Below are 20,700 nucleotides of genomic sequence, written 5' to 3' on the forward strand. Positions count from 1 at the left end.
GCTGCAGGATCGCGGCGGCGCCCTTGCCGCCGCCGCGCCCGGTCATTGCGCGTAAGCCCCTCGCTCGATGTACAAGCGCTCGACGGACGTGGCCGCCCGGTTCACGTCACCGGCGTCGTGCCACAGTGGCTTGCGCCCGAACGTCGTGTACATCTCCAACTGATCGGCGTAGTGGGGAGAGCGTGTGCCGTCCGGCGCGACGAAGCCACTTTGTCCCGGCGCGACCACATCGTACGCCAGCACGTCGCTCCCGGTCACGGCCCCGGCGCCCTTCCCGGACTTGCCCTGCCCCCCTTGTTTCCCCCCAGTCGGACCGAACACGATCAAATCATTCTCGGTGCCGCGATTCATGTAGACAGGCGTGCGCACGGCTTCGTCGGCATTGGCCTGCGGCACACCGAAGAAGTTGTTGGCGCGAAACGTAAGCGGCACGGTCGGCGCGCGCCAGGCCGACATGTCGGGGCCAAGCCTCGCCCTGAGCGCGGCGACCGTGTCGTCGAGCGCCGCCAGCACCACGTCGTCGCGACGTTGGCCGCCGAAGATGTCGAACGTCTGCGGCACGCCGGCGTGCTCGCCGAGCAGCGCTTCGTAAAGCACCTTGCTACCGTTGCCGATGTTGAGCGATCCGGTCGGCCCGTCTTGCGGCGCCGCGTAACCGCTCGCGAGGAACCACTTGTCATAAGGCGCGGGCACCACCTGTCCGAGCGTGCGCTTGAGCATGGCACTCAGCCAGGCATCCATGATGGCCGGGCCAGCCGTGTCGTAGTGGCCGGTGTGCTTCGGGTCGAGGCTCAGGCCATTCCATTCGGACAGTTTCAAGGCGAGCTGGCGTCGTGCATCGCTTGCCGGCAGCCCTGCGGTGGCGCGTTCGATGAACGGCAGGAAGTGACGCCGATTGACATCGACCGAGCTCGTATCTTTCAGGATCTGCCACATGTCGTCGACGCCGAGCTTGTCGTGCGCCTCGATGCGCGAGTCGATCTCGACCACGCGATCGGCCCCGCCCCAGAGGAAGGCGAACAGATCGCTCGCCGGGTAGCCCTTCTGCGGCGAATTGTTCCAGTTGGCGATCCAGCCCTGTTTGGGGTTGTAGACCTTGGGATTCGTCGAGAATGGCAACAATCCCTTCCAGTCCCACTCGCCCGTGCCAGGCACTGGCAAACGCGGATCGTGCCCCGGCCGGCGAGCCGGATAGGCGCCAGTGTGAACGTAACCGATGTTGCCCGCCACGTCGGCGTAGTACCAGTTGATCGTCAGGGCATGACGCGCCGCCTGCGCCGTCCAGGACTTCCAGTCGTGCGCCTGCGCCTGATGCGTCCAGGCAAGCAGCGACTGAACCTCCAGGCCGTCCCAGGCGCGCGCCTTGGCGTAGGCCACCGGGCGCCTGGCGTCGCGCTGCATGACGATGCCGTGTACCGTGCGATAGACCTCCTGCACCACGGGTGCCCCACCCTTCACGCGAATGATCTCCACACGCTTTTCCATGTCGTGCCATCGACCGTTGTGGAAATAGCGGTTGGGATTGGCCGGATCGAGTTTTTCCGCGTAGATGTCGATGTCGTCGCCGAAGCCCGCCGTCGAGCCCCACGAGATCTTGCCGTTATGGCCGAACAGGATGCAGGGGTATCCGAACGGCGTGTTGCCGACAAGATCGAAGCCCGCGCCGTGCAGGCCGATGCCATAGGTGTACGCGGGGGCGAACCATCCGAACTGCGGGCCGTTGAGCATGATGGCGCGCGCGTCGCGCGCCTTCGCCTTGCCGACGATCCACATGTTGCTCGTGGTCGGAAAGCCTGCCAGACCTGGCTGCCCGGCGTCGGCAAATTGCGCCAGCATGGTCGCGGCATTGGTCTGCGCGTCCTGATGCAGCAAGGCGCCGTCGCTGCCGCGCGCCAGACGCGCGAACATCGGCGCCGGACCATCATAGCGGGCAAGCGGCTGCATGGGCGCGCCGCTTTCCGGGCCGACCTTCACCGGATACACGCCCTCGGATGCCGGCACCGTAGAGGGGGCATCGGGATTGCTGATCCACTTCAGTTCGTTGAACAGGGCCATGCCCTTGTCGGCGCCGTACTTGTCCTTGAGCGCGGTGACCAGCGCGAGATTGTCGATCTCGCTCGTCGCGTCCGAAAACCGATTGGCCATGGTGCCGACGAAAACCATCGCCACATCAAACGCGTCCCAGTTCGACGGCTGGAACCCGTAATCGTTGAATTGTTTGGGCATGCGCTTGTCGGGTTGCGCGCGAATCTGCGCGATCCACGCGTTCATCCCCGCGGCGTAGCCATCAAGAATGTCGCGCTCCCGCTGCGGCAGGTCGGCCAGTTGGCGGCGAATGGACGCCGGCCAGTAATTTCCGCGAATCGACTTGTCGAAGTCGACGAACTTCTCGCCGAGCACTTCGGCCACGGTGCCCTGCGTGCTGCGTCGCGCCATTTCCATCTGGAACAGGCGGTCCTGGGCGATCGCGTAACCGTAACCGTAAAACAGCGCGTAGGTCGTCGATGCGTAGATGTGGGGTACGCCAAACTCGTCGCGCTTGATCGTCACCTCCACGCGACCGGGCGTCTTTTGCGTCGCTGGCGACGACGCCGTCGTGCCGGCGGCATCTCGCCCGGTTGCTGCCATGCCCGTCACCGGCATGACCAGCGTCGCGCTCACCAGCGAGGCGGCCACGCCGGCCAGGACCCGCTTGTTCACGGTAGGCATGCCGGTCGAGTTCACCGCGTCGGGCCAACGAGAAATCAAAGTCATCAACGTCTCCGTAATTGTTATCGAGGGAAGCGCTGACAGCCTAACATGACAAAACCGACCGGTCGGTTAATTAATTCGACAGACGTTGATATGTTCGCTAAGGTGGTTCGCGGTTGACCTGTCCCCCGGGGCCGGCCTGACGATGGCGTCAACCTGGCTCACACCATGAGGTCATCGATGAAGACACCCTCTCGGCCATTGACAGCGTCCGAAGCCGCACGAAGGTTGGGCGTCTCTACCAAGGCGCTCCGACTATACGAGCAGCATCGTCTCGTCACGCCCGGACGGACACCGGCCGGCTATCGCATCTACGGGGTCGACGCGATGGCACGTGCGTCCGAGGTTGTCGCCTTGCGCGCGCTTGGGCTGAGTCTCGCCGACGCGGCGCGTGTGCTTGGCGGCGATCCGCAGACACTCGCATGCGCGCTCTCGGCACATGAAAACGCGCTGGATCGGGACATTCGGGAGCGACTCCAGCGGCTCGAACGCGTGCGCACCCTGCGCGCCGGACTTGCGGCGGGCAAGATGCCGGCCGCCGGCGAATTGGGGCATCTCATCGAGCGAGCCGCGCCGAGCGTGGCATTTGCGTTACCGTGGCCATGGGGCGGCGAATGGTTCGAAATGCAGGACATTCGAGCGCTGAACTACCTGATCGGATCGCTTGGCAGTGGCAAGACCCGGCTCGCGATACACCTTGCACAGGCATTGCCGAACGGCATCTTTCTCGGGCTCGACCGCCTGAGCGAATGCCGCGCCACCCTCCTTGGCGCACTGTCGCAGGACACCGCCTGGCAGGACAGGGTCGATCGCGCGATGGCGTGGCTCCGCGACGAAGGCGCCCACGCGTCAGACGCATTGACCGTGCTTCTCGCCTCGCTCACGGCCGAGCGCAACGGAGCGCTGGTCATCGACATGATCGAGCAGAACCTGACGCAAGCGACTCAGGAAGCGTTGATCCGCTACTTGCGCCAACAAGCCCGCGCGACGCGCGGCCATCCCCTGTTCATCATGACGCGCTCGTCCGCCATTCTGGATCTGACGGCCGTCGGGCCGCACGAAGCCATCTTGCTGTGCCCCGCCAATCACAGCGTGCCGGTGCGTGTCGCGCCGTATCCGGGGGCGCCGGGATTCGAAGCGGTGGCAACGTGTCTGGCATCGCCCGACGTGCGCGAGCGGGTGGCCGTTGCGCCACCGTCGTCCCTCACGCCACGACGCGGCGACTCGAGCGAGCCCCTGCGGGCTGACACGGCATAGTGCGCATCAGGCGGCGTCGTTGTCGCACCCGGACACCGGCGGCGAACCGGCTTCGGTGCGCGATCGCGCCTGCGTGATGTTGCTGTACGGCGGCACGTCCTGCGTCAGCCAGACGTTACCGCCAATGACCGACCCCTGACCGATGGTGACGCGTCCGAGAATCGTCGCGCCGGCGTAAATGACGACGTTGTCCTCGACGATCGGGTGGCGCGGCAGCCCCTTGCGCGGGTTGCCCTCGTCGTCGGCCGGAAAGCGCTTGGCGCCCAGCGTGACGGCCTGATACACCCGAACGCGCTGTCCGAGGATGGCCGTCTCGCCAATCACGACACCCGTGCCGTGATCGATGAAGAAGCCCGCACCGATCCGGGCGCCGGGATGAATGTCGATACCGGTGTCGGAGTGCGCCTGCTCGGCGATGATGCGGGCGAGCAGCGGCAGTTCGAGCCGGTAAAGCTCGTGCGCGATCCGGTGGTGAATCATCGCGTGAATGCCGGGGTAGCAGATCAGCACTTCGTCCACGCTGCCGGCGGCCGGGTCGCCTTGATAGGCGGCCAGCACGTCGGCGTCGAGCAATTCCCGAATTTCCGGGAGTTTGGCGGCGAATTGCTGGATCGCCGAATGCGTGCGCGCTTCGATCAGGTCGGTGGTAATGGCGGTGTCGTGACGCGACTTGTAGCGCCATTCGAGACGCGCCTGCTCGGCCAGGCCGTTCAGCGCGCTGGTGAGCGTGTGGCCGACGTAATAGTTTTCGCCCTGCTGATGCAGATCCAGCGGCCCGAGGCGCATGGGAAACAGCACGCCCTTGAGCTGCACGACGATGCCGGCAAGGCGCTCGCGCGAAGGCAGGTCGCGTCCCCCCGATTCCAGCAGGCGCCGCTGGCCGTCGCGCCAACGCAAACGCGCCGAATGCAGGGAAGTCACGATATCGTCGATGTCGAACGCAGCCACTGAACGAACTCCTGAAAAGCGAATGCCCGGATAACGACGTCGTGACCGGACATGGCGAACTAAGGGGGGGACGCAAATCGCGCCGTTGCCAGAAGGATAGCGGGTTTCCAAGCCATCAGTCGCGACGTGGTTATCGGGCGCGCCCCGATGCGGGCGGGTCCGACGCCATGCCGGTGGCGACGTGGCGCTCTGCCGGCCGGAGCGCAATCCCGGTCCAGTGTCCGTCGGCCTGGAGTTCGCGGATCAGGTCGGCGATGCACTGACGCACGGCCAGTGTGGCGGACCCCACGGGAAGTGAGTTCGACCAGCACACGCTGGCCGGGCGTTGCAACGGCGGCGAGACGATTCGCCGGGACGGCGGGCGCAACGCCGGATCGCGCGACGCAAGCGCCGACGCCGGCAGGATCGAGCAGGCATCGCCCGAACGCGCGATGTCGATGAGCGTCGGCAACGAGTCGATGTCGGCCACGATGTTCAACTCCACGTCGGCCTGTGCGAAGCTTCGTTCGATGAGCAAGCGAAGACCGTTCGTGCCGCTCGGCGCCACGATCGGCACGTTGGCCAGCGCGGACAACGCACATGGGCGCTGCGGGTCGCCCTCGTAGATCGCCGGGCAAACGCGATGCCCGCCCAGCACATACAGCGCTTCGTCGAACAACGGCATCACCGAAATGCCGCGCGTCTCCGAGTCGCGAAACAGCATGGCCAGATCGAGACGTCCGTTCGCGAGCAATTCGCCGATGTAACCGCTCATGCTCTCGAAAATCTGGAGCCGGATACCCGGATACTGTTCGCGTACCCGCGTGAACAACGGCACCGCCAGAATCGCGGCAATCGTCGTCGGGAATCCCACCGCCACCGGCCCCGATTCGCTGCCACCGCCTTCACGCACTTCCTGGCGAATCTGCTCCATCTGACGCATCACCACGCGCGCATGTCGATACAACGCCTTGCCCGCCTCGGTCGGTGTGACGCCCTGGGCACTGCGCAAAAGCAATTGCGTCTGCAGCTCCTCCTCCAGCCCGCGCAGTTGCGCACTCAACGACGGCTGCGCGATGTGCAGGCGATCCGCGGCCTTCGATACGCTTCCACTGTCGACGATCGCGACAAAATTTCGAAGCTGCCTCACGTCCATGACGACCCGCGCCGCCGATTGGCGACGCGCTCCAATTTCGGAAAGCCATAGCGTACCCCTATATCGCCACCAGCAAAACTCGGGCATTTCGCGGATCGATCCGCCCACATGGGCGATTCCCGCCTATCGGGAATCGAATCCGCCAAGAAGCGATAGTTTCATCCTATACCCACATCCAAAATCCATATTTCCTCCCCCGACGGGTGCGGGCCTATAGTCGCGTCATCAAATCAATTCGAATCCCTACACGGAGACAACAGAATGCGAGACGGTCTTTCTGCCACGACCGCGCGCGGCAGCGCGGGAGTTGACGCAAACACGCCCACGTCGCGCGCGCATCACCCGCTGCGCGACGCCTGGTGGCGGCTCATGGACATGCGCGTGGGCATCGTGCCGCTGCCAGTGCATCTGGTGCTGATCGCGGCGATCATCATCACGGTACTCACCACCGGCAAGCTCTCGGCCGAACTCTCGCCCATCATTGCGCTACTCGCCGTGTGCAGCTTTACCTGCATGGAGATCGGCCAGCGCATTCCCGTGTTTCGAAGCATTGGGGGGCCGGTCATCCTGGTGACATTCCTGCCCTCCTACCTCGTCTTCACGCATGCCTTGCCGCCGTCGATGGTCGCCCCCATCGTCAGCTTCTGGAAGCAGAGCAACTTCCTGTACCTGTTCATTCCGGGCATCATCGTCGGCAGTATCCTGAGCATGGACCGCAAGGTCCTGATCGACGGCTTCCTGCGGATTTTCGTGCCGCTCGCGGTGGGCTCTGTCCTCGCCGGCATTGTGGGCACCGCGGTAGGCACGCTGCTGGGGATGGGGCTCTTCCACACGGTGTTCTTCGTCGTGATTCCGGTGATGTCAGGCGGTCTGGGCGAGGGCGTGATCCCCCTGACCCTCGGCTACTCGGAAGTCATGCACCAAAGCCCCGGCGATCTGCTCGCCCAGGCGCTGCCGGCCGTCATGCTGGGCAACGTGTGCGCCATCGTCTTCTCGGGCGTGCTCAACGCGATCGGCAAACGCTATCCCGCGTTGACCGGCAACGGCCAGCTCATGCGATCGGGCGACGATGACATCGGGGCGCACGACCCGCACCACCCCCATGCGAAGCCCGGCGCACCGGTCGATGCCACCGACATCGCCGCCGCCGGCATGATTGCCGTATGCCTTTACTTCGTCGGCATGCTCGCGCAGAACACGCTCGGCCTGCCCGGCCCGGTGATGATGCTGGTGCTTGCCGTCGCCGCCAAGATCGGCTTCGTCTTCTCGCCGAAGCTCGAAGCTGGCGCGGGCGTCGTCTACAAGTTCTTCGCCACCGCCGTGACCTATCCGCTGTTGTTCGCCATCGGCGTCGTGATCACGCCCTGGCAGAAGGTCGTGGACTCGTTCAACGTGCCCACGCTGGTGACCATCGTCGCGACAGTCGTGACGCTCATGGCAACCGCCTTCGTCGTGGCACGGCGCATGAACATGTACCCGATCGACGCCGCCATTGTCGTGGGCACGCACAGCGGCATGGGCGGCACCGGCGACGTGGCCATTCTCACGGCGGCCAACCGCATGCGGCTGATGCCGTTCGCGCAAATCGCGACCCGCATCGGTGGCGCCATCACGATCACGCTGGCCCTGATCGTCCTGACGAAGATCGTCTGACAAGAACGCATTCCCCTCGTTACCACGCGCGCAATCCGCGCCTACGCAATTCGGAGATTTCTTTCATGAGGCCCTTGGACGGCATCAAGGTCATCGCACTCGAACACGCCATCGCGGCGCCGTTCTGCACCCGCCAGTTGGCCGACCTCGGCGCACGTGTGATCAAGATCGAGCGCCCCGGCGTCGGCGACTTCGCCCGCGCCTATGACACGCGCGTGAACGGCATGTCGTCGCACTTCGTGTGGACCAACCGTTCGAAGGAAAGCCTGACGCTGGACCTGAAGCAGGATGCCGCGCAATCGGTTCTGCACGATCTGCTCGCCGACGCCGACGTGCTCGTGCAGAACCTCGCCCCCGGCGCGGCGGATCGGCTCGGTCTGAGCTACGACGCGCTGTCGGCCCGCTATCCGCAAATCATCGTCTGTGGCATTTCCGGCTACGGGCCGGACGGGCCCTACCGCGACAAAAAGGCCTATGACCTGCTCATCCAGAGCGAGTCGGGCTTCCTGTCCGTGACAGGCTCGCCGGAGGCGTCTGCCAAGGCTGGCTGCTCCATCGCCGACATCGCCGCCGGCATGTATGCCTACACGAACATCCTGTCGGCGCTCATTGCCCGTGGCAAGACGTGTCGCGGCAGCCGCATCGACATCTCCATGCTCGAATGCATGGTCGAGTGGATGGGCTTTCCCCTTTACTATGCAGTGGACGATCAGCCGCCGCCGCCCCGTGCCGGCGCGGCGCATGCCACGATTTTTCCCTATGGTCCGTTCGAAACGGGCGACGGCAAGACCGTCATGCTCGGGCTGCAGAACGAGCGGGAGTGGAAAACATTCTGCGAACGCGTGCTCGAGCGCCCGGCGCTGGCCGATGATCCGCGCTTCTCGTCGAACCCTCGGCGCCTTGAGAACCGCGACGCCCTGCGCGCCATCATTCGCGAGGTCTTCATACAGCTCGACGCCCCTCAACTGGTGAGCCGACTCGACGCCGTGGGCATTGCGAACGCCAATCTGAACGACATGCACGACGTGTGGCAACACGCACAACTCGCTGCGCGCGGGCGCTGGGCCAACGTGCACACGCCCGGCGGCACGATCAGGGCGCCCATTCCCCCGGGCATGCCGAGCGCCGGCCCGGACTTCGCCCCGCGCATGGATCCGATTCCCGCGCTCGGCCAACACACCGACGCCATCCTGGCTGAGCTCGGTCGGACGACTTCACAGATCGAAGCGCTGCGTGCAGCGAAGGCGGTGTAAGCCATGGCGAACCGCCCCGTCATTCGCAGCTGGCTTTTCGTTCCCGGCAACCGCCCCGAGCGCTTCGAGAAGGCGCGCGCCAGTGGCGCTCACGCGATCATCCTCGACCTCGAAGACGCCGTGCCCCCCGTCGACAAGACCGAGGCACGCGCGGCGGTTTGCCGATGGCTGGCGGACCCCGGGCGTGACGCGAGCGTGCCGACGTACGTCCGCATCAATGCGGCGTCCACGCCCTGGTTTGACGACGATGTTGTCGCCCTGAACGGCCTCGATACGCTCGAAGGCCTGGTCGTGCCGAAGGCGGAGACCGCGGCCACCCTCGCCCGAGCGGCTCAAGGGGCATCGCCCACCCTGCAGCTGGTACCGCTGATCGAAACGGCGCAGGCATTCGCATCGCTCGACGAGATCGCCCGCGCACCGCGCGTGCGCTGCCTGATGTTCGGCACCATCGACTTTCAGCTGGACATCGGGATCGAGGGCGATGGCGACGAATTGCTTTTCTTCCGCTCGCAACTGACGCTCGCGTCGCGCCTCTCGGGGATCGACGCCCCCGTCGACGGCGTTAGCACCGCGCTGGACGCCGCCCCGGAAATCGAAGCGGACGCGCGCCGCGCTCGCGCTCTCGGATTTCGCGGCAAGCTGTGCATCCATCCGCGGCAGGTGCCGGCGATTCATGCCGCGTTCGCATGGCGCGACGACGAATACGCGTGGGCCGAGCGTGTGATGGCCGCCGCCCGGGCGAGCGGTGGTGCCGCCGCGGCGCTCGATGGCAAGATGATCGACGCTCCGGTCATCGCCAAGGCCCGTGAAATTCTCGCCAGTCGCTAGCGAACCGACGACGTGCCGCCCGAATGGGCCACATCTGCTGGAGCGGAATCCCTCATTTGATGGATGGAAGCCGGCCGCGCCCGTGATGTAATGCTGCCGACCGATGCGTGCGGGGTCGCAGCGTCGAAATAACAACATCCAACGGGAGGTGTGATGTTCACGTCACCAAGGTTCGCCGCAACGGCCATGTTTGCCATTGCACTCGCCGTATCGTCGGCCGATCTCGCGGCCGGCGGCCTGGCTACGAGTGCCACCGCACGTCCATCGCCCACGCAAAGCCCTGGCAGGACCGGCGTGAGCGCCAACAGCAACAACGTCAATGCGCAGATCCTGATCAACACGCTCAACGCGTTGTCCAGCCAGAAAAATACCGCCACGCCATCGGACACTTCGTACGAGGCACCGGCGCCTCAACGTCCGGAGCCGACCTATCAAACGCCCGTCGCGGCGCAGCCCGAGGCACTCGTCACCAGTAACGGGTACAACTGCGAAGACTCGCTGCGCAATTCGATTTCCCGTACCAATCCGAATTTCACCCCCGAACAGAGCGCCATTGCCGCGCGAGCCTACTGGGAGAAGGAGTATCGGATTATCAGCTCGAACAACGCGCGAGCGGTGCGCGCGGAGCTTGTCCAAACAAATGACGAACTGGCCGACCACTGTCTGTCCGAAGCCCTCACGGCCAGCCTCCGAGCGTTGGGTTGGAGTCCGCAAACCATCGCGACGGACCACAAATCAAAGTTCGACGCGATCGTATCGCGGTCGATCGCCGAACGCGACAATGGCAGCGGCAAGAAGCGCCTGGTGCTCACGCAGTATCCGAACTGCCTGAGGGTGAACGACGTCAGGCTCGATCACGACGTGAAGGACATGTACTGGTACAACATCGTCAATACCTGCGGCCAAAGCGTCCAGGCGCATTGGTGTGAGGGAAAGGGATGCAAGCCCACCGATCGCGCGGCAGACATTGGCGCGGGGGAAAAGGAAGAGAGCTGGATGTTGGCGCATTCGCGCTCGGAGGTCCGCTTTCGCGGTACGGCATGCGCAACCGAGTACCAGGGGCATGACGTGCAGTACGACAAGAATCGCAACGAATGCTGGGTCTGGGCGGAATGAGCCACGGGAACAACCGGCGACCGGCATGGCGCAATCCATGCCGCCTGCCGGCGCTGTCGGACGTTCGCGCAATGGTCTCCGGATACCCCGCCTATTCGAACGCAGGATCGATCGGCACCCGGTAACCCACGGCCAGGCGGTTGGTCTCGTTGGCCATGCCGACAACGGCGAGCAGTTCGCCGAACATCTCGTCGGTCATGCCCGCGCGGCGCGCACCTGCGGTATGACTGGCAACACAGTAGCCACAATTGTTGGTAACGCTCACGGCGATGTAGATCAGTTCCTTGACCAGAGGATCCAGCGCGCCCTGCGCCATCACGTCCTTCAGACTTTCCCACGTACGCTCGAGGGTTGCGGGATGCTGCGCGAGGTACTTCCAGAAGTTGTTCACGTCGGGTACACCGCGCGTGGTCTTGATGTCGTCGAAAACCGCCTTGACTTCAGGGGGCGCGCTGGCGTACTCAACAGGCGTTTGCTGGCTCATGGATGGACTTCGCCGCACGGGCGTTCATGGATGGGAAGCCGTAGGTTACAGGCTTTCACCGACGAGCGCCGCCTCCGGATCAGGCGCGGACCGCGTGCAGACGGGTCCGGGAGGCGCCGGAGGCCTCGATGCCTTCCGTATCGTGCACCTGACCGGCCAACCGGAACACGGCCACCGCCGCCTTGAGCGATTCGGCCTGCTCCGCAAGCGACTGGGCGGCCGCCGATGCCTGCTCGACCAGTGCCGCGTTCTGCTGCGTGACCTCGTCCATCTGCGTGACCGCCTGCGCCACCTGATCGATGCCCGCCGTCTGCTCTTCCGAAGCTGCCGAAATCTCGGCCATGATATCGGTGACCCGACGCACGCTCGTGGCAATCTCCTGCATCGCCGCACCGGCCTCGCCCACGATCCGGCTACCCGCCGCGGAGCGTTCCGCCGACGACTCGATCAACGACTTGATGTCACGTGCCGCGCTGGCAGAACGTTGCGCCAACGTACGAACCTCGCCCGCCACCACGGCGAAGCCACGCCCCTGCTCCCCCGCACGCGCCGCTTCCACGGCGGCATTGAGCGCCAGAATGTTGGTCTGGAATGCAATGCCGTCGATCAGCGCGATGATGTCCCGAATTCGCGCCGATCCGGCATCGATGGCGCGCATCGTGTCGGTGACTTCAGACATCGCCGCGTCGCCCGCACCGGTCTGGTCGCTTGCCTGGCGTGCCAGTTGATTCGCCTGACGGGCATGCTCCATGTTCTGCCGCACGGTGCTCGTGAGCTCCTCCATGCTGGCAGCCGTCTGTTCGAGCGATGCCGCCTGCTGTTCGGTGCGCGCGGACAGGTCCAGATTCCCGGCCGCGATCTGCGCCGCGCTTGCCGCGATCGCCTCGCCGCTCCTGCGCACCTTGGCCACCGTCTCGCTCAGCTGCGACTTCATGTTGGCGAGCGCCTGCAGCAGCCGTCCCATTTCGTCGGACGACGTCACACGAACGCTGCGTTGCAGATTCCCGTCGGCGATTTCCTGGAAATGGCCCAGCACGTCGTCCAGCGGCTGCGTAATCGCGCGATCGAGCGAGCGCGCCGTGAGCACTGCCGCGACCACGGCGAACGCGATCGCGCCGAGCGTCATCGCGACCAACCGGTCATAGGTCGTGACAGCCGACTCGAAGTTCGCCTTCGCGCGGCCATCGTAGAACTTCTTGAGGGCATCGTTCGCATTGACGTAGGCGGTGTAGCGCTTGCCGAGCACCGCGGCCTGAGGGTAATAGGCATCGGCGTCGCCCGATGAAATGCTGCCCTGAAGCAGCACGAATGCGTCCTTGAGCGCCTGTCGCGCGCTTGTCACCTGGGCGGCCATGCGCTGCGCCTCCGGATCGGCAGGCAGCGAGAGATACGACTGCCAGGCCTGCTCCGACTTGCCCCAATACTCGGTGCCCTTCCTGATGTCCTCCGCCTTGATATCGGCGCTCGGTGCCTGCGGCGCGCGAAGCACCACGGCACGGGCGCGTCCGATGTGGATTTCGGACTCTCCCAGCAAACGGGTACTGGCCAGTTCACTCTCGTGAACCTCGCGCAAACTGGCCACCGTGTCGCGCAGTCCAAGCAGCGCGAGCCCCCCGATGATCAATACCAGCCCGGCGAGGCCAGCTACGGCTATACGCAGCCGCCAACGAATCGTCCAATGCTTCAACATTTGCGCTTCCACCTTTCGTTCCCGAGCATCACCACCGACACCCGGCAGTCACCGGCCATCGGACGCGGCATGAACACTGCCTGCGCACCGTGGCGTTATCGCCTCCAACGGCCTGAAATGGAAAAACTTGAGACAACGGATCAGGGATGCGCGCTATCGACAACGGTCGAATCGGCGTTTTGGGAGCGAACCGCAGCGGGAAACCCGTCGGAGCTCAGGGACTCGCGGAGCTATGCCACGACAACAGCCAACCCGGCTATCGCCGTGTTCACGGCACGCGTTGCGGCGCCGGGCACGTCGGGGTGCCGGTTCGTCGGCACCGGAGGAGGTGTCACCTCGCACGCCCTGCGTGGGCACGGACAACGCTCCGGGAAGGGACTTGATCAACGACGCCCTGGCGCGGGCGTGAAGTGCAATGCCGGGCAGCCGTGCCGCCCGGCCGATGACGCCATTACAGGGCGCGCTTGACGGTGCGCGCGGCGCCCGAAATATCCTGCCCCACGCCGTCGACGGTATTGCAACCTGCCAGGGACAGCAGCGAACCGACCACCAGGAAAAACGCCACGAAACGCGCCAACATATCGACCTCGATACAAATAAGCTGAATAACCCCGGGTTACCGTGCCTTGGACGCGCCGAAGGCCTGGTACCCGGCTTCTTGTTGAGCAACGCGGATGCTTCTGCCCGCGCCTCGACGCAACGCGCCATTGTGCGTCAAATTCGCGGGGAACGGGCGAATCCGAGCCCCGTGCCCGCTTACGCCGCCGCCAGCGTGTGCCGAATGTGCTCGGCGAACGCCATGCTCAGGTGATTTGGGCGCGCGCGATCGAACTTTACCGTAATCCCAACCGACGGCAATAACGGCAGCGTATCAGCTGTAACAATGCGTAAGTCCGCCGGAACCGCCGTCTGGGTCATGACCGCAATGGCCTGCCCGGAGCGCGCAAGTGCCGTCAGGCCCGCGAGGTTGCTGCTCGCATAGGCCAGACGATATGCCCGTCCCGCTCGCGAAAGCGCTTCGCACGCCGCCATGTGGTCGAGCGTATCCGGGTCGGACAACGCCAGTGGCAATGGCGCCTCGCGGTCGGCGAGCAGCGTATCAAGTCCCGGGCTGCCGATCCATACGAGCGGCTCGCGCCGGATCACGTGACTCTCGTCTACCCCTGCCGGCACGGAAATCAGCGCAAGATCGAGCGCATGCCGCGCCAATTGCGCCTGTAACCGAGGAGTCGGCTCGCAAATGACTTCGACCTGTGCTTGCGGATGCATGACGGCGAAATCGCGCAGCAGCGGCGGCAGGAAGGCAGCCGCATAGTCGTCGGGACATCCGAAGCGCAGCGTGCCGCTCAGACCGCCGCCGGACATGTCCGCAATCGCCTCGTCGTGTGCGCGCAAGATCCGCTGGGCATGTCCAAGCAGACGTTCGCCGGAATTCGTGACGACCACGCCCCTTCCTGTGCGCTGAAACAATGGTTGGTCGACGACTTGCTCCAGACGCTTCATTTGCTGACTCAACGCCGATTGGGTCCGGGCGACCCGCCGCGCCGCCCGGCTGAACGACCCGGCTTGGGCGATCGCCACGAACGAGCGCAAAAGGTCGATCTCGAGATACACGCTCACGATATTAGCCTCACTTCTAACTCAGTTAAGCATTATTCGCTTCCATGAAATCAGAGCGATGCCTAGACTGCAAGCGGTAAGTGCCCTTCTTTCCCGCTCCTTGGAGATTCCCGCGTGTCGAAAAACCAGGACGCCGACTTTTGGCGCAACGCCCGGCAACATCTGATCCGCTATGGCGGCACATTCGAGCCGATGATCATCGAACGCGCACACGGCAGTTTCGTCTACGACGCCGACGGCCGCGCAATCCTCGACTTCACCTCCGGACAAATGAGCGCCGTGCTCGGCCACAGTCATCCCGACATCGTGTCCGTGGTGACCGAGTCCATCGGCAAGCTCGACCATCTGTTCAGCGGCATGCTGTCGCGCCCCGTGGTGGATCTGGCCACGCGACTTGCCGACATCACGCCGGCGGGTCTGGACCGGGTCCTGCTGCTCAGTACCGGCGCAGAGTCTAACGAGGCCGCCATTCGCATGGCCAAGCTCGTTACGGGCAAATACGAAATCGTGGGCTTCGCGCAGTCGTGGCACGGCATGACCGGTGCCGCCGCATCGGCGACCTACAGCGCCGGGCGCAAGGGCGTGGGGCCCGCCGCTGCCGGATCATTTGCGATTCCGGCGCCATTTACCTACCGGCCGCGCTTTGGCACCGGGGGCGAGTACGACTATCTGGCGGAGCTGGACTACGCGTTCGACCTGATCGACCGGCAGTCCAGTGGCAATCTCGCGGCCTTCATCGCCGAGCCGATCCTCAGCTCGGGCGGCATCATCGAACTGCCGCCGGGCTACCTTGCCGCGCTCAAGCGCAAGTGCGAGGCGCGCGGCATGTTGCTGATCCTGGACGAAGCGCAGACCGGCATCGGCCGCACGGGCACGATGTTCGCATTCGAGCGCGATGGCGTGACGCCGGACATCCTCACGCTGTCGAAGACGCTGGGCGCCGGTCTGCCGCTGGCCGCGGTGGTGACCTCCGCCGAAATCGAGGAGCGCGCACACGAACGCGGCTATCTCTTTTACACCACACACGTCTCCGACCCGCTGCCGGCTGCCGTCGGCCTGCGTGTCCTGGACGTCGTGGCGCGCGACGGCCTGGTCGCGCGGGCCAACCTCATGGGCGAACGGCTTCGAAACGGTCTTCTGGGCTTGATGGAACGCTTCGACTGCGTGGGAGACGTGCGCGGCCGCGGCTTGCTGCTCGGCATGGAGATCGTGAAAGATCGTGTCAGCAAGGCCCCTGCCGACGGGTTGGGCGCACGGATCACGCGCGAATGCATGAACCTCGGGCTGAGCATGAACATCGTGCAGTTGCCCGGCATGGGAGGCGTGTTCCGTATCGCGCCGCCGCTCACTGTGAGCGACGAGGAAATCGATCTCGGTGTGTCGCTACTCGGGCAGGCGATCGAACGCGCACTGTCGGTGCGGGCCGATTGACCTTGAGCGCGCGCGCGACTGCCTCGTCGGGAAGCGGCCGGACCGCGCACGCACGGGGGCTGATGACCGCATCGCTGTTGCCGGTGCCCGCCGCCGCAAATTCCGGAGGCGGGTTACCATGTCGGGCATTGACGCATCGCCCCCGACCTCCGCCCCATGAACGAACTTCCGTATCTCGATCACGACGCGCTCGCCGCCCTTGCCGACGCGTCGGTCTCCCCGGATTCGCTTGCCGCATCCTGTTCGTGCACGAAAGCGCCGCTCGATGGCTGGGCCAGTCTGCCAAACTCGCTGCCCGACGATCAGCTCGAGCCTGTGGGAACGCTCATGGCCCTGCACGCGTCGCAAGAACCCACGTTCAGCGAATACCACCCGGAAGGAACCTCCTACTGGTCCGCGCGCGCACCGATCGCGCCACGCTACTTCCCGTATAACCGCGCAAACGTTTGCCGATGCCGGCAATGCGGTCGTCTTTATCTGCGGTACCAGGAAGGGGGCGGCTATTTTGTCGATCAGCGTATCCGTCGCCTGGACCCCGCCCTGATCGTCGACGCCCCGCCAGACTCCGCGGACTGACGCCCGGGCCGCAGGCGCTGCCTCCCCGTTTTCACGCGGCGTGCCGGGATCGCCGATGCCTGGCAGCACGTGCCGATGGAGGCGCCAGGTCACCCGCGATCACCCTCACGGCGTGCGCCGCCTGCCCTGGCGCTGCGGCACGGAGATACCGAGCGACTGTTCCAGAAATGCCATGAGCGCCTGCAACCGCGCAGTTCGCCCACGCCGGATCGGGACGAGGAGCGTGACCGGGGCGCTGTCGAACGCCCAGTCGGACAACACGCGCGTCAACCTGCCCGCCGCCACGGCGTCGCGCGTGTCCCACTCGGAGCGCAGCACAAGCCCCATGCCCTGTTCCGCCCAATCGCGGGCCACGCTGCCGTCGTTGCACGTATAAGCCGCCGACACCCGCACGCTCTCGCGCGACGCGGAGGGCGGGTCGCCGGCGCGGCGCCGTCCGCCATACGGCGTCGAAAACGCCATAGCGTCACGTCTTCGTCGTTCTCCCGAATGCAGATGCAGCGATGCTGCAACAGGTCGCGCGGATCCGTCGGCGTGCCAGGTCGCTTCAGATATTCGGGGCTCGCACACACCCATCGCTCATTCGGCGACAGCGACCGCGCGATCCACGACGAGTCCCTTACCGCGCCCACATGGATGACCGCATCGGAATCGCGCCTGTCCGGCCACGGGGTCTCGCGCAGATCCAGTTCGAGCTGCAAATCCGGATGCAACGTGGCAAACCTCGACGTGGCTCGCGCGCAGATGGGAGCCGGTGCCTCGGGCATCACGGTCTCGACGCTCAAGGAAGCCACGAGTTTTTTCGAGGCGGGCGTGACCGATATCCTGTATGCGATGGGGATGGTCGAGCGCAAACTGCCCGCCGCGCTCGCCTTGCGGCGCCGGGGCTGCGATCTGAAGATCGTCACGGACAGCGCGACATCCGCCCGAGCCATGGTGGCGTTCGGCGCGCAATTCGGTGAAACCTTCGAAGTCCGGATCGAGATCGACACCGACGGCCACCGTTCGGGCATTCGCCCCGACGCGCCGGCACTCCTGGAGGTCGCGTGCGTCATCCACGACGGCGGTGCCAAAGTCGGCGGCGTGACGGAGGTGCGCGCGGGTGTGTACGTGTTCTTCGATCTCGTGATCCACAACGTCGGAGTCTGCACGACGGACGATCTCGCGCTCAGCGAGCTGACCACCGTCATCGGCCATCAGCCGGACAATGGCTGGGCCATCGTTGACGCCGGCTGGATGGCGATGAGCCGGGATCGCAGTCCGGCCGCGCCTGCACGGCTGGTGACAACACTTGCGGCGGCAGCGGCGCGCGGGTCCGTTTTTTCTCGTCTCCGGCCGACGATTGGCTTATCCTTCAGGCTTTCCACCCGCACGCCCGTGTCTGGAGGGCTCCTCAAGGTGTCACGTCAATCCGCCCAGCCGACCGTCGAAGCGCTCAATGAGCAAGGGCCCGCGCCCCGCTATCTGCAACTCAAGCAGTTCATTTGCCGCCAGATCGACAGTGGCGCCTGGCCACCGCACCACCGCGTGCCATCCGAGAACGAACTCGTCGATCTCTGCGGCGTGAGTCGCATGACGGTCAACCGTGCGCTGCGCGAACTCACCGCGGAAGGACGTCTCGTACGCATGCAGGGGGTAGGCACGTTCGTGGCCGAGCCCAAATCGCACTCGCCGCTGCTCGCCGTCAACAACATTGCGGACGAGATCTCCGGGCTCGGCCACCGGCACCGCGCGGAGGTGAAGCTGCTGCGCGAGGAACTGGCCGGGCCGGAACGTGCGCTTGCGATGGGCCTGCACGAGCGCGAAAAACTGTTTCACTCGGTCATCGTCCACTACCAGGACAACGTTCCCGTGCAGATCGAGGACCGCTTCGTCAATCCCGCACTCGCCGCGAATTACCTCGAGCAGGATTTCACCAGGCTCACGCCGAATGCCTATTTGCAGCGCATTTCGCCGCTGACGTCAGGCGAACACGTCGTCGAAGCCGTTACCGCCACGCCTGAAGAAGCGCACATGCTGCAGATCGCGCGCACCGAGCCGTGCCTGCTCATCCGTCGCCGTACGTGGACGGGCAAGCGTGTCGTCTCCGTCGCGCGGCTTCTTCACCCCGGTTCGCGCCATCGTCTCGAAGGCCGCTTCGGCGACACGGCCTAAGGCGCCCGCCCCGCTGCACTCCTCGTGAAAACCCTAGTTCACGATAACTTGTATATACAATACTGTACAAGTCATTCAACGCTCAGACCCAGAGGAATGCCGTGAGCCCATTCACCCGATATCGCGACGTCACCATCCGCGCCCCGCGCGGCACCAAACTCAATGCCCGCAGTTGGCTCACCGAAGCGCCGCTGCGCATGCTGATGAACAATCTCGACCCCGACGTTGCCGAGAACCCGAACGCGCTGGTCGTTTATGGCGGCATCGGCCGCGCGGCGCGCAACTGGGAGTGTTACGACAAGATCGTCGAAACACTCAAGACACTGGGCGACGACGAAACGCTGCTGATCCAGTCGGGCAAGCCCGTCGGCGTCTTCAAGACGCATGCCGACGCCCCACGAGTGCTCATCGCCAACTCGAACCTGGTTCCCCATTGGGCTAACTGGGAGCATTTCAACGAGCTCGACGCCAGGGGGCTCGCCATGTACGGCCAGATGACCGCCGGCTCGTGGATCTACATCGGCAGCCAGGGCATCGTGCAAGGCACCTACGAGACGTTCGTCGAAGCCGGCCGTCAGCATTACGACGGCAACCTGAAAGGTCGCTGGGTGCTCACCGCCGGTCTTGGCGGCATGGGCGGCGCGCAACCGCTCGCCGCCACGCTGGCCGGTGCATGCTCGCTGAACATCGAGTGCCAGCAGAGTCGCATCGACTTCCGTCTGCGCACGCGCTATGTCGATGAGCAAGCGGCCGATCTCGACGACGCACTCGCACGCATTGCGAAGTACACCGCCGCCGGCCAGGCCGTCTCAATCGCCCTGTGCGGCAACGCCGCCGAAATCTTGCCCGAGCTGGTGCGCCGCGGCGTTCGCCCGGACATGGTGACCGACCAGACCAGTGCGCACGATCCGCTCAACGGCTACCTGCCGATCGGCTGGACGTGGGACAAGTACCGGGAACGCGCGCGCTCCAGCCCCGCCGAAGTCGTCAAGGTGGCGAGGCAATCGATGGCCGTGCACGTGAATGCCATGCTCGCGTTCCAGGCCGTGGGCGTGCCCACGTTCGACTACGGGAACAACATCCGGCAGATGGCCAAGGAGGAAGGCGTCGCCAACGCGTTCGACTTCCCGGGTTTCGTGCCGGCATATATCCGGCCGCTGTTCTGCCGTGGCGTGGGGCCGTTTCGCTGGGCGGCCCTCTCCGGCGATCCGCAAGACATCTACAAGACCGACGCCAAGGTCAGGGAACTGATTCCGGACGATGCCCATCTGCACCGCTGGCTCGACATGGCGCGCGAGCGCATCAGCTTCCAGGGCCTTCCGGCGCGCATCTGCTGGGTCGGTCTCGGGCTGCGGGCGAAGCTCGGACTGGCGTTCAATGAAATGGTACGCTCGGGGGAATTGTCGGCCCCGGTCGTGATCGGCCGCGATCACCTCGACTCCGGCTCGGTCGCCAGCCCGAATCGCGAAACGGAAGCCATGCGCGATGGCTCCGATGCCGTCTCGGACTGGCCGTTGCTCAACGCCCTGCTCAACACGGCCAGCGGCGCGACGTGGGTCTCGCTGCATCACGGCGGCGGCGTGGGCATGGGCTTTTCGCAGCATTCTGGCGTAGTCATCGTGTGTGACGGCACCGACGCCGCCGCCGCTCGTATCGCCCGCGTGCTGCATAACGATCCGGCAACCGGCGTGATGCGCCACGCCGACGCCGGATACGACATCGCCATCGACTGCGCTCGCGATCAGGGCCTGAACCTGCCGATGCTGAACGCCGCCAGGTGAGCGCGCACCACGACAGCCCAATA

16 protein-coding genes and 2 pseudogenes are annotated in these 20,700 nt (G+C 65.2%); 10 read left to right on the plus strand and 8 right to left on the minus strand.

Features of this window, described 5'->3' with window-relative positions; all coding sequences use genetic code 11:
• Positions 1 to 42 precede the first annotated feature (42 nt).
• Complete coding sequence (locus PMO31116_RS01350; protein WP_246185094.1) at positions 43 to 2,754, minus strand: penicillin acylase family protein; 2,712 nt, start codon at positions 2,752 to 2,754, stop codon at positions 43 to 45.
• Positions 2,755 to 2,931: 177 nt separating this feature from the next.
• Here PMO31116_RS01350 and PMO31116_RS01355 point away from each other — a divergent pair, with 177 nt between their 5' ends.
• Complete coding sequence (locus PMO31116_RS01355; protein ID WP_145863788.1) at positions 2,932 to 4,008, plus strand: MerR family transcriptional regulator; 1,077 nt, start codon at positions 2,932 to 2,934, stop codon at positions 4,006 to 4,008.
• A 6-nt stretch (positions 4,009 to 4,014) separates the two neighbouring features.
• Here the strand turns inward: PMO31116_RS01355 and epsC are convergent, their stop codons facing one another.
• On the minus strand, positions 4,015 to 4,956 hold the full coding sequence (gene epsC, locus PMO31116_RS01360) for a serine O-acetyltransferase EpsC (RefSeq protein WP_023595927.1): 942 nt from the start codon (positions 4,954 to 4,956) through the stop codon (positions 4,015 to 4,017).
• Between the two features lie 130 nt (positions 4,957 to 5,086).
• A complete protein-coding gene (locus PMO31116_RS01365; RefSeq protein WP_023595926.1) occupies positions 5,087 to 6,091 on the minus strand; it encodes a LysR substrate-binding domain-containing protein in 1,005 nt (334 codons plus the stop codon).
• 261 nt (positions 6,092 to 6,352) lie between these two features.
• On the opposite strand from PMO31116_RS01365, the gene PMO31116_RS01370 reads away from it, so the two are divergent.
• The 4 genes from PMO31116_RS01370 (at position 6,353) to PMO31116_RS01385 (ending at position 10,941) form a co-directional block, all read left to right on the plus strand.
• Positions 6,353 to 7,744 carry a 2-hydroxycarboxylate transporter family protein gene (locus PMO31116_RS01370; protein ID WP_150565116.1) on the plus strand — a complete coding sequence of 464 codons (1,392 nt, stop codon included), beginning with the start codon at positions 6,353 to 6,355 and terminating at the stop codon, positions 7,742 to 7,744.
• Between the two features lie 65 nt (positions 7,745 to 7,809).
• Positions 7,810 to 8,997 carry a CaiB/BaiF CoA transferase family protein gene (locus tag PMO31116_RS01375; RefSeq protein WP_150565117.1) on the plus strand — a complete coding sequence of 396 codons (1,188 nt, stop codon included), beginning with the start codon at positions 7,810 to 7,812 and terminating at the stop codon, positions 8,995 to 8,997.
• 3 nt (positions 8,998 to 9,000) lie between these two features.
• Positions 9,001 to 9,825 carry an HpcH/HpaI aldolase/citrate lyase family protein gene (locus tag PMO31116_RS01380; RefSeq protein ID WP_150565118.1) on the plus strand — a complete coding sequence of 275 codons (825 nt, stop codon included), beginning with the start codon at positions 9,001 to 9,003 and terminating at the stop codon, positions 9,823 to 9,825.
• Between the two features lie 186 nt (positions 9,826 to 10,011).
• Entirely contained in the window at positions 10,012 to 10,941 is a 930-nt protein-coding gene (locus tag PMO31116_RS01385; RefSeq protein WP_150565119.1) for a hypothetical protein, read from the plus strand.
• 91 nt (positions 10,942 to 11,032) lie between these two features.
• Here PMO31116_RS01385 and PMO31116_RS01390 read toward each other — a convergent pair whose 3' ends face one another.
• The 4 genes from PMO31116_RS01390 to PMO31116_RS01400 form a co-directional block, all read right to left on the minus strand.
• Entirely contained in the window at positions 11,033 to 11,425 is a 393-nt protein-coding gene (locus PMO31116_RS01390) for a carboxymuconolactone decarboxylase family protein (RefSeq protein WP_150565120.1), read from the minus strand.
• A 79-nt stretch (positions 11,426 to 11,504) separates the two neighbouring features.
• Complete coding sequence (locus PMO31116_RS24210) at positions 11,505 to 13,115, minus strand: methyl-accepting chemotaxis protein (RefSeq protein WP_150565121.1); 1,611 nt, start codon at positions 13,113 to 13,115, stop codon at positions 11,505 to 11,507.
• A gap of 451 nt (positions 13,116 to 13,566) precedes the next feature.
• Entirely contained in the window at positions 13,567 to 13,695 is a 129-nt protein-coding gene (locus PMO31116_RS24215) for a hypothetical protein (RefSeq protein WP_023595918.1), read from the minus strand.
• A gap of 176 nt (positions 13,696 to 13,871) precedes the next feature.
• The gene (locus PMO31116_RS01400) at positions 13,872 to 14,735 is read right to left on the minus strand and encodes a LysR family transcriptional regulator (protein ID WP_150565122.1); all 864 of its coding nucleotides are present in this window, start codon (positions 14,733 to 14,735) and stop codon (positions 13,872 to 13,874) included.
• Between the two features lie 114 nt (positions 14,736 to 14,849).
• Here PMO31116_RS01400 and PMO31116_RS01405 point away from each other — a divergent pair, with 114 nt between their 5' ends.
• Both PMO31116_RS01405 and PMO31116_RS01410 read left to right on the plus strand, forming a co-directional pair.
• A complete protein-coding gene (locus PMO31116_RS01405) occupies positions 14,850 to 16,166 on the plus strand; it encodes an aspartate aminotransferase family protein (protein WP_150565123.1) in 1,317 nt (438 codons plus the stop codon).
• A gap of 156 nt (positions 16,167 to 16,322) precedes the next feature.
• Positions 16,323 to 16,742, plus strand: coding sequence for a hypothetical protein (locus PMO31116_RS01410; RefSeq protein WP_150565124.1), 420 nt, complete (start codon positions 16,323 to 16,325; stop codon positions 16,740 to 16,742).
• Between the two features lie 105 nt (positions 16,743 to 16,847).
• Here PMO31116_RS01410 and PMO31116_RS23960 read toward each other — a convergent pair.
• Positions 16,848 to 17,458: pseudogene (locus PMO31116_RS23960) on the minus strand (LysR substrate-binding domain-containing protein); the annotation flags it as partial.
• A 28-nt stretch (positions 17,459 to 17,486) separates the two neighbouring features.
• Here PMO31116_RS23960 and PMO31116_RS24320 point away from each other — a divergent pair.
• The 3 genes and pseudogenes from PMO31116_RS24320 to hutU all read left to right on the plus strand — a co-directional run.
• Positions 17,487 to 17,996 (plus strand): annotated as a pseudogene (locus tag PMO31116_RS24320) (alanine racemase); the annotation flags it as partial.
• 144 nt (positions 17,997 to 18,140) lie between these two features.
• On the plus strand, positions 18,141 to 18,896 hold the full coding sequence (gene hutC, locus PMO31116_RS23565) for a histidine utilization transcriptional repressor HutC (RefSeq protein ID WP_174970796.1): 756 nt from the start codon (positions 18,141 to 18,143) through the stop codon (positions 18,894 to 18,896).
• A 101-nt stretch (positions 18,897 to 18,997) separates the two neighbouring features.
• Entirely contained in the window at positions 18,998 to 20,677 is a 1,680-nt protein-coding gene (gene hutU, locus PMO31116_RS01425) for a urocanate hydratase (protein WP_150565126.1), read from the plus strand.
• The last annotated feature ends 23 nt before the right edge of the window (positions 20,678 to 20,700 follow it).

This window comes from Pandoraea morbifera (assembly GCF_902459575.1).
GTDB lineage: Bacteria > Pseudomonadota > Gammaproteobacteria > Burkholderiales > Burkholderiaceae > Pandoraea > Pandoraea morbifera.

Excerpts from the sequence above, each read along its gene's own strand:
- PMO31116_RS01350 (WP_246185094.1), bottom strand. The coding sequence starts at position 2,754 with ATGACTTTGATTTCTCGTTGGCCCGACGCGGTGAACTCGACCGGCATG.
- PMO31116_RS01355 (WP_145863788.1), top strand. The coding sequence starts at position 2,932 with ATGAAGACACCCTCTCGGCCATTGACAGCGTCCGAAGCCGCACGAAGG.
- PMO31116_RS01365 (WP_023595926.1), bottom strand. The coding sequence starts at position 6,091 with ATGGACGTGAGGCAGCTTCGAAATTTTGTCGCGATCGTCGACAGTGGA.
- PMO31116_RS01370 (WP_150565116.1), top strand. The coding sequence starts at position 6,353 with ATGCGAGACGGTCTTTCTGCCACGACCGCGCGCGGCAGCGCGGGAGTT.
- PMO31116_RS01375 (WP_150565117.1), top strand. The coding sequence starts at position 7,810 with ATGAGGCCCTTGGACGGCATCAAGGTCATCGCACTCGAACACGCCATC.
- PMO31116_RS01380 (WP_150565118.1), top strand. The coding sequence starts at position 9,001 with ATGGCGAACCGCCCCGTCATTCGCAGCTGGCTTTTCGTTCCCGGCAAC.
- PMO31116_RS01385 (WP_150565119.1), top strand. The coding sequence starts at position 10,012 with ATGTTTGCCATTGCACTCGCCGTATCGTCGGCCGATCTCGCGGCCGGC.
- PMO31116_RS01390 (WP_150565120.1), bottom strand. The coding sequence starts at position 11,425 with ATGAGCCAGCAAACGCCTGTTGAGTACGCCAGCGCGCCCCCTGAAGTC.
- PMO31116_RS24210 (WP_150565121.1), bottom strand. The coding sequence starts at position 13,115 with ATGTTGAAGCATTGGACGATTCGTTGGCGGCTGCGTATAGCCGTAGCT.
- PMO31116_RS24215 (WP_023595918.1), bottom strand. The coding sequence starts at position 13,695 with ATGTTGGCGCGTTTCGTGGCGTTTTTCCTGGTGGTCGGTTCGCTGCTG.
- PMO31116_RS01410 (WP_150565124.1), top strand. The coding sequence starts at position 16,323 with ATGAACGAACTTCCGTATCTCGATCACGACGCGCTCGCCGCCCTTGCC.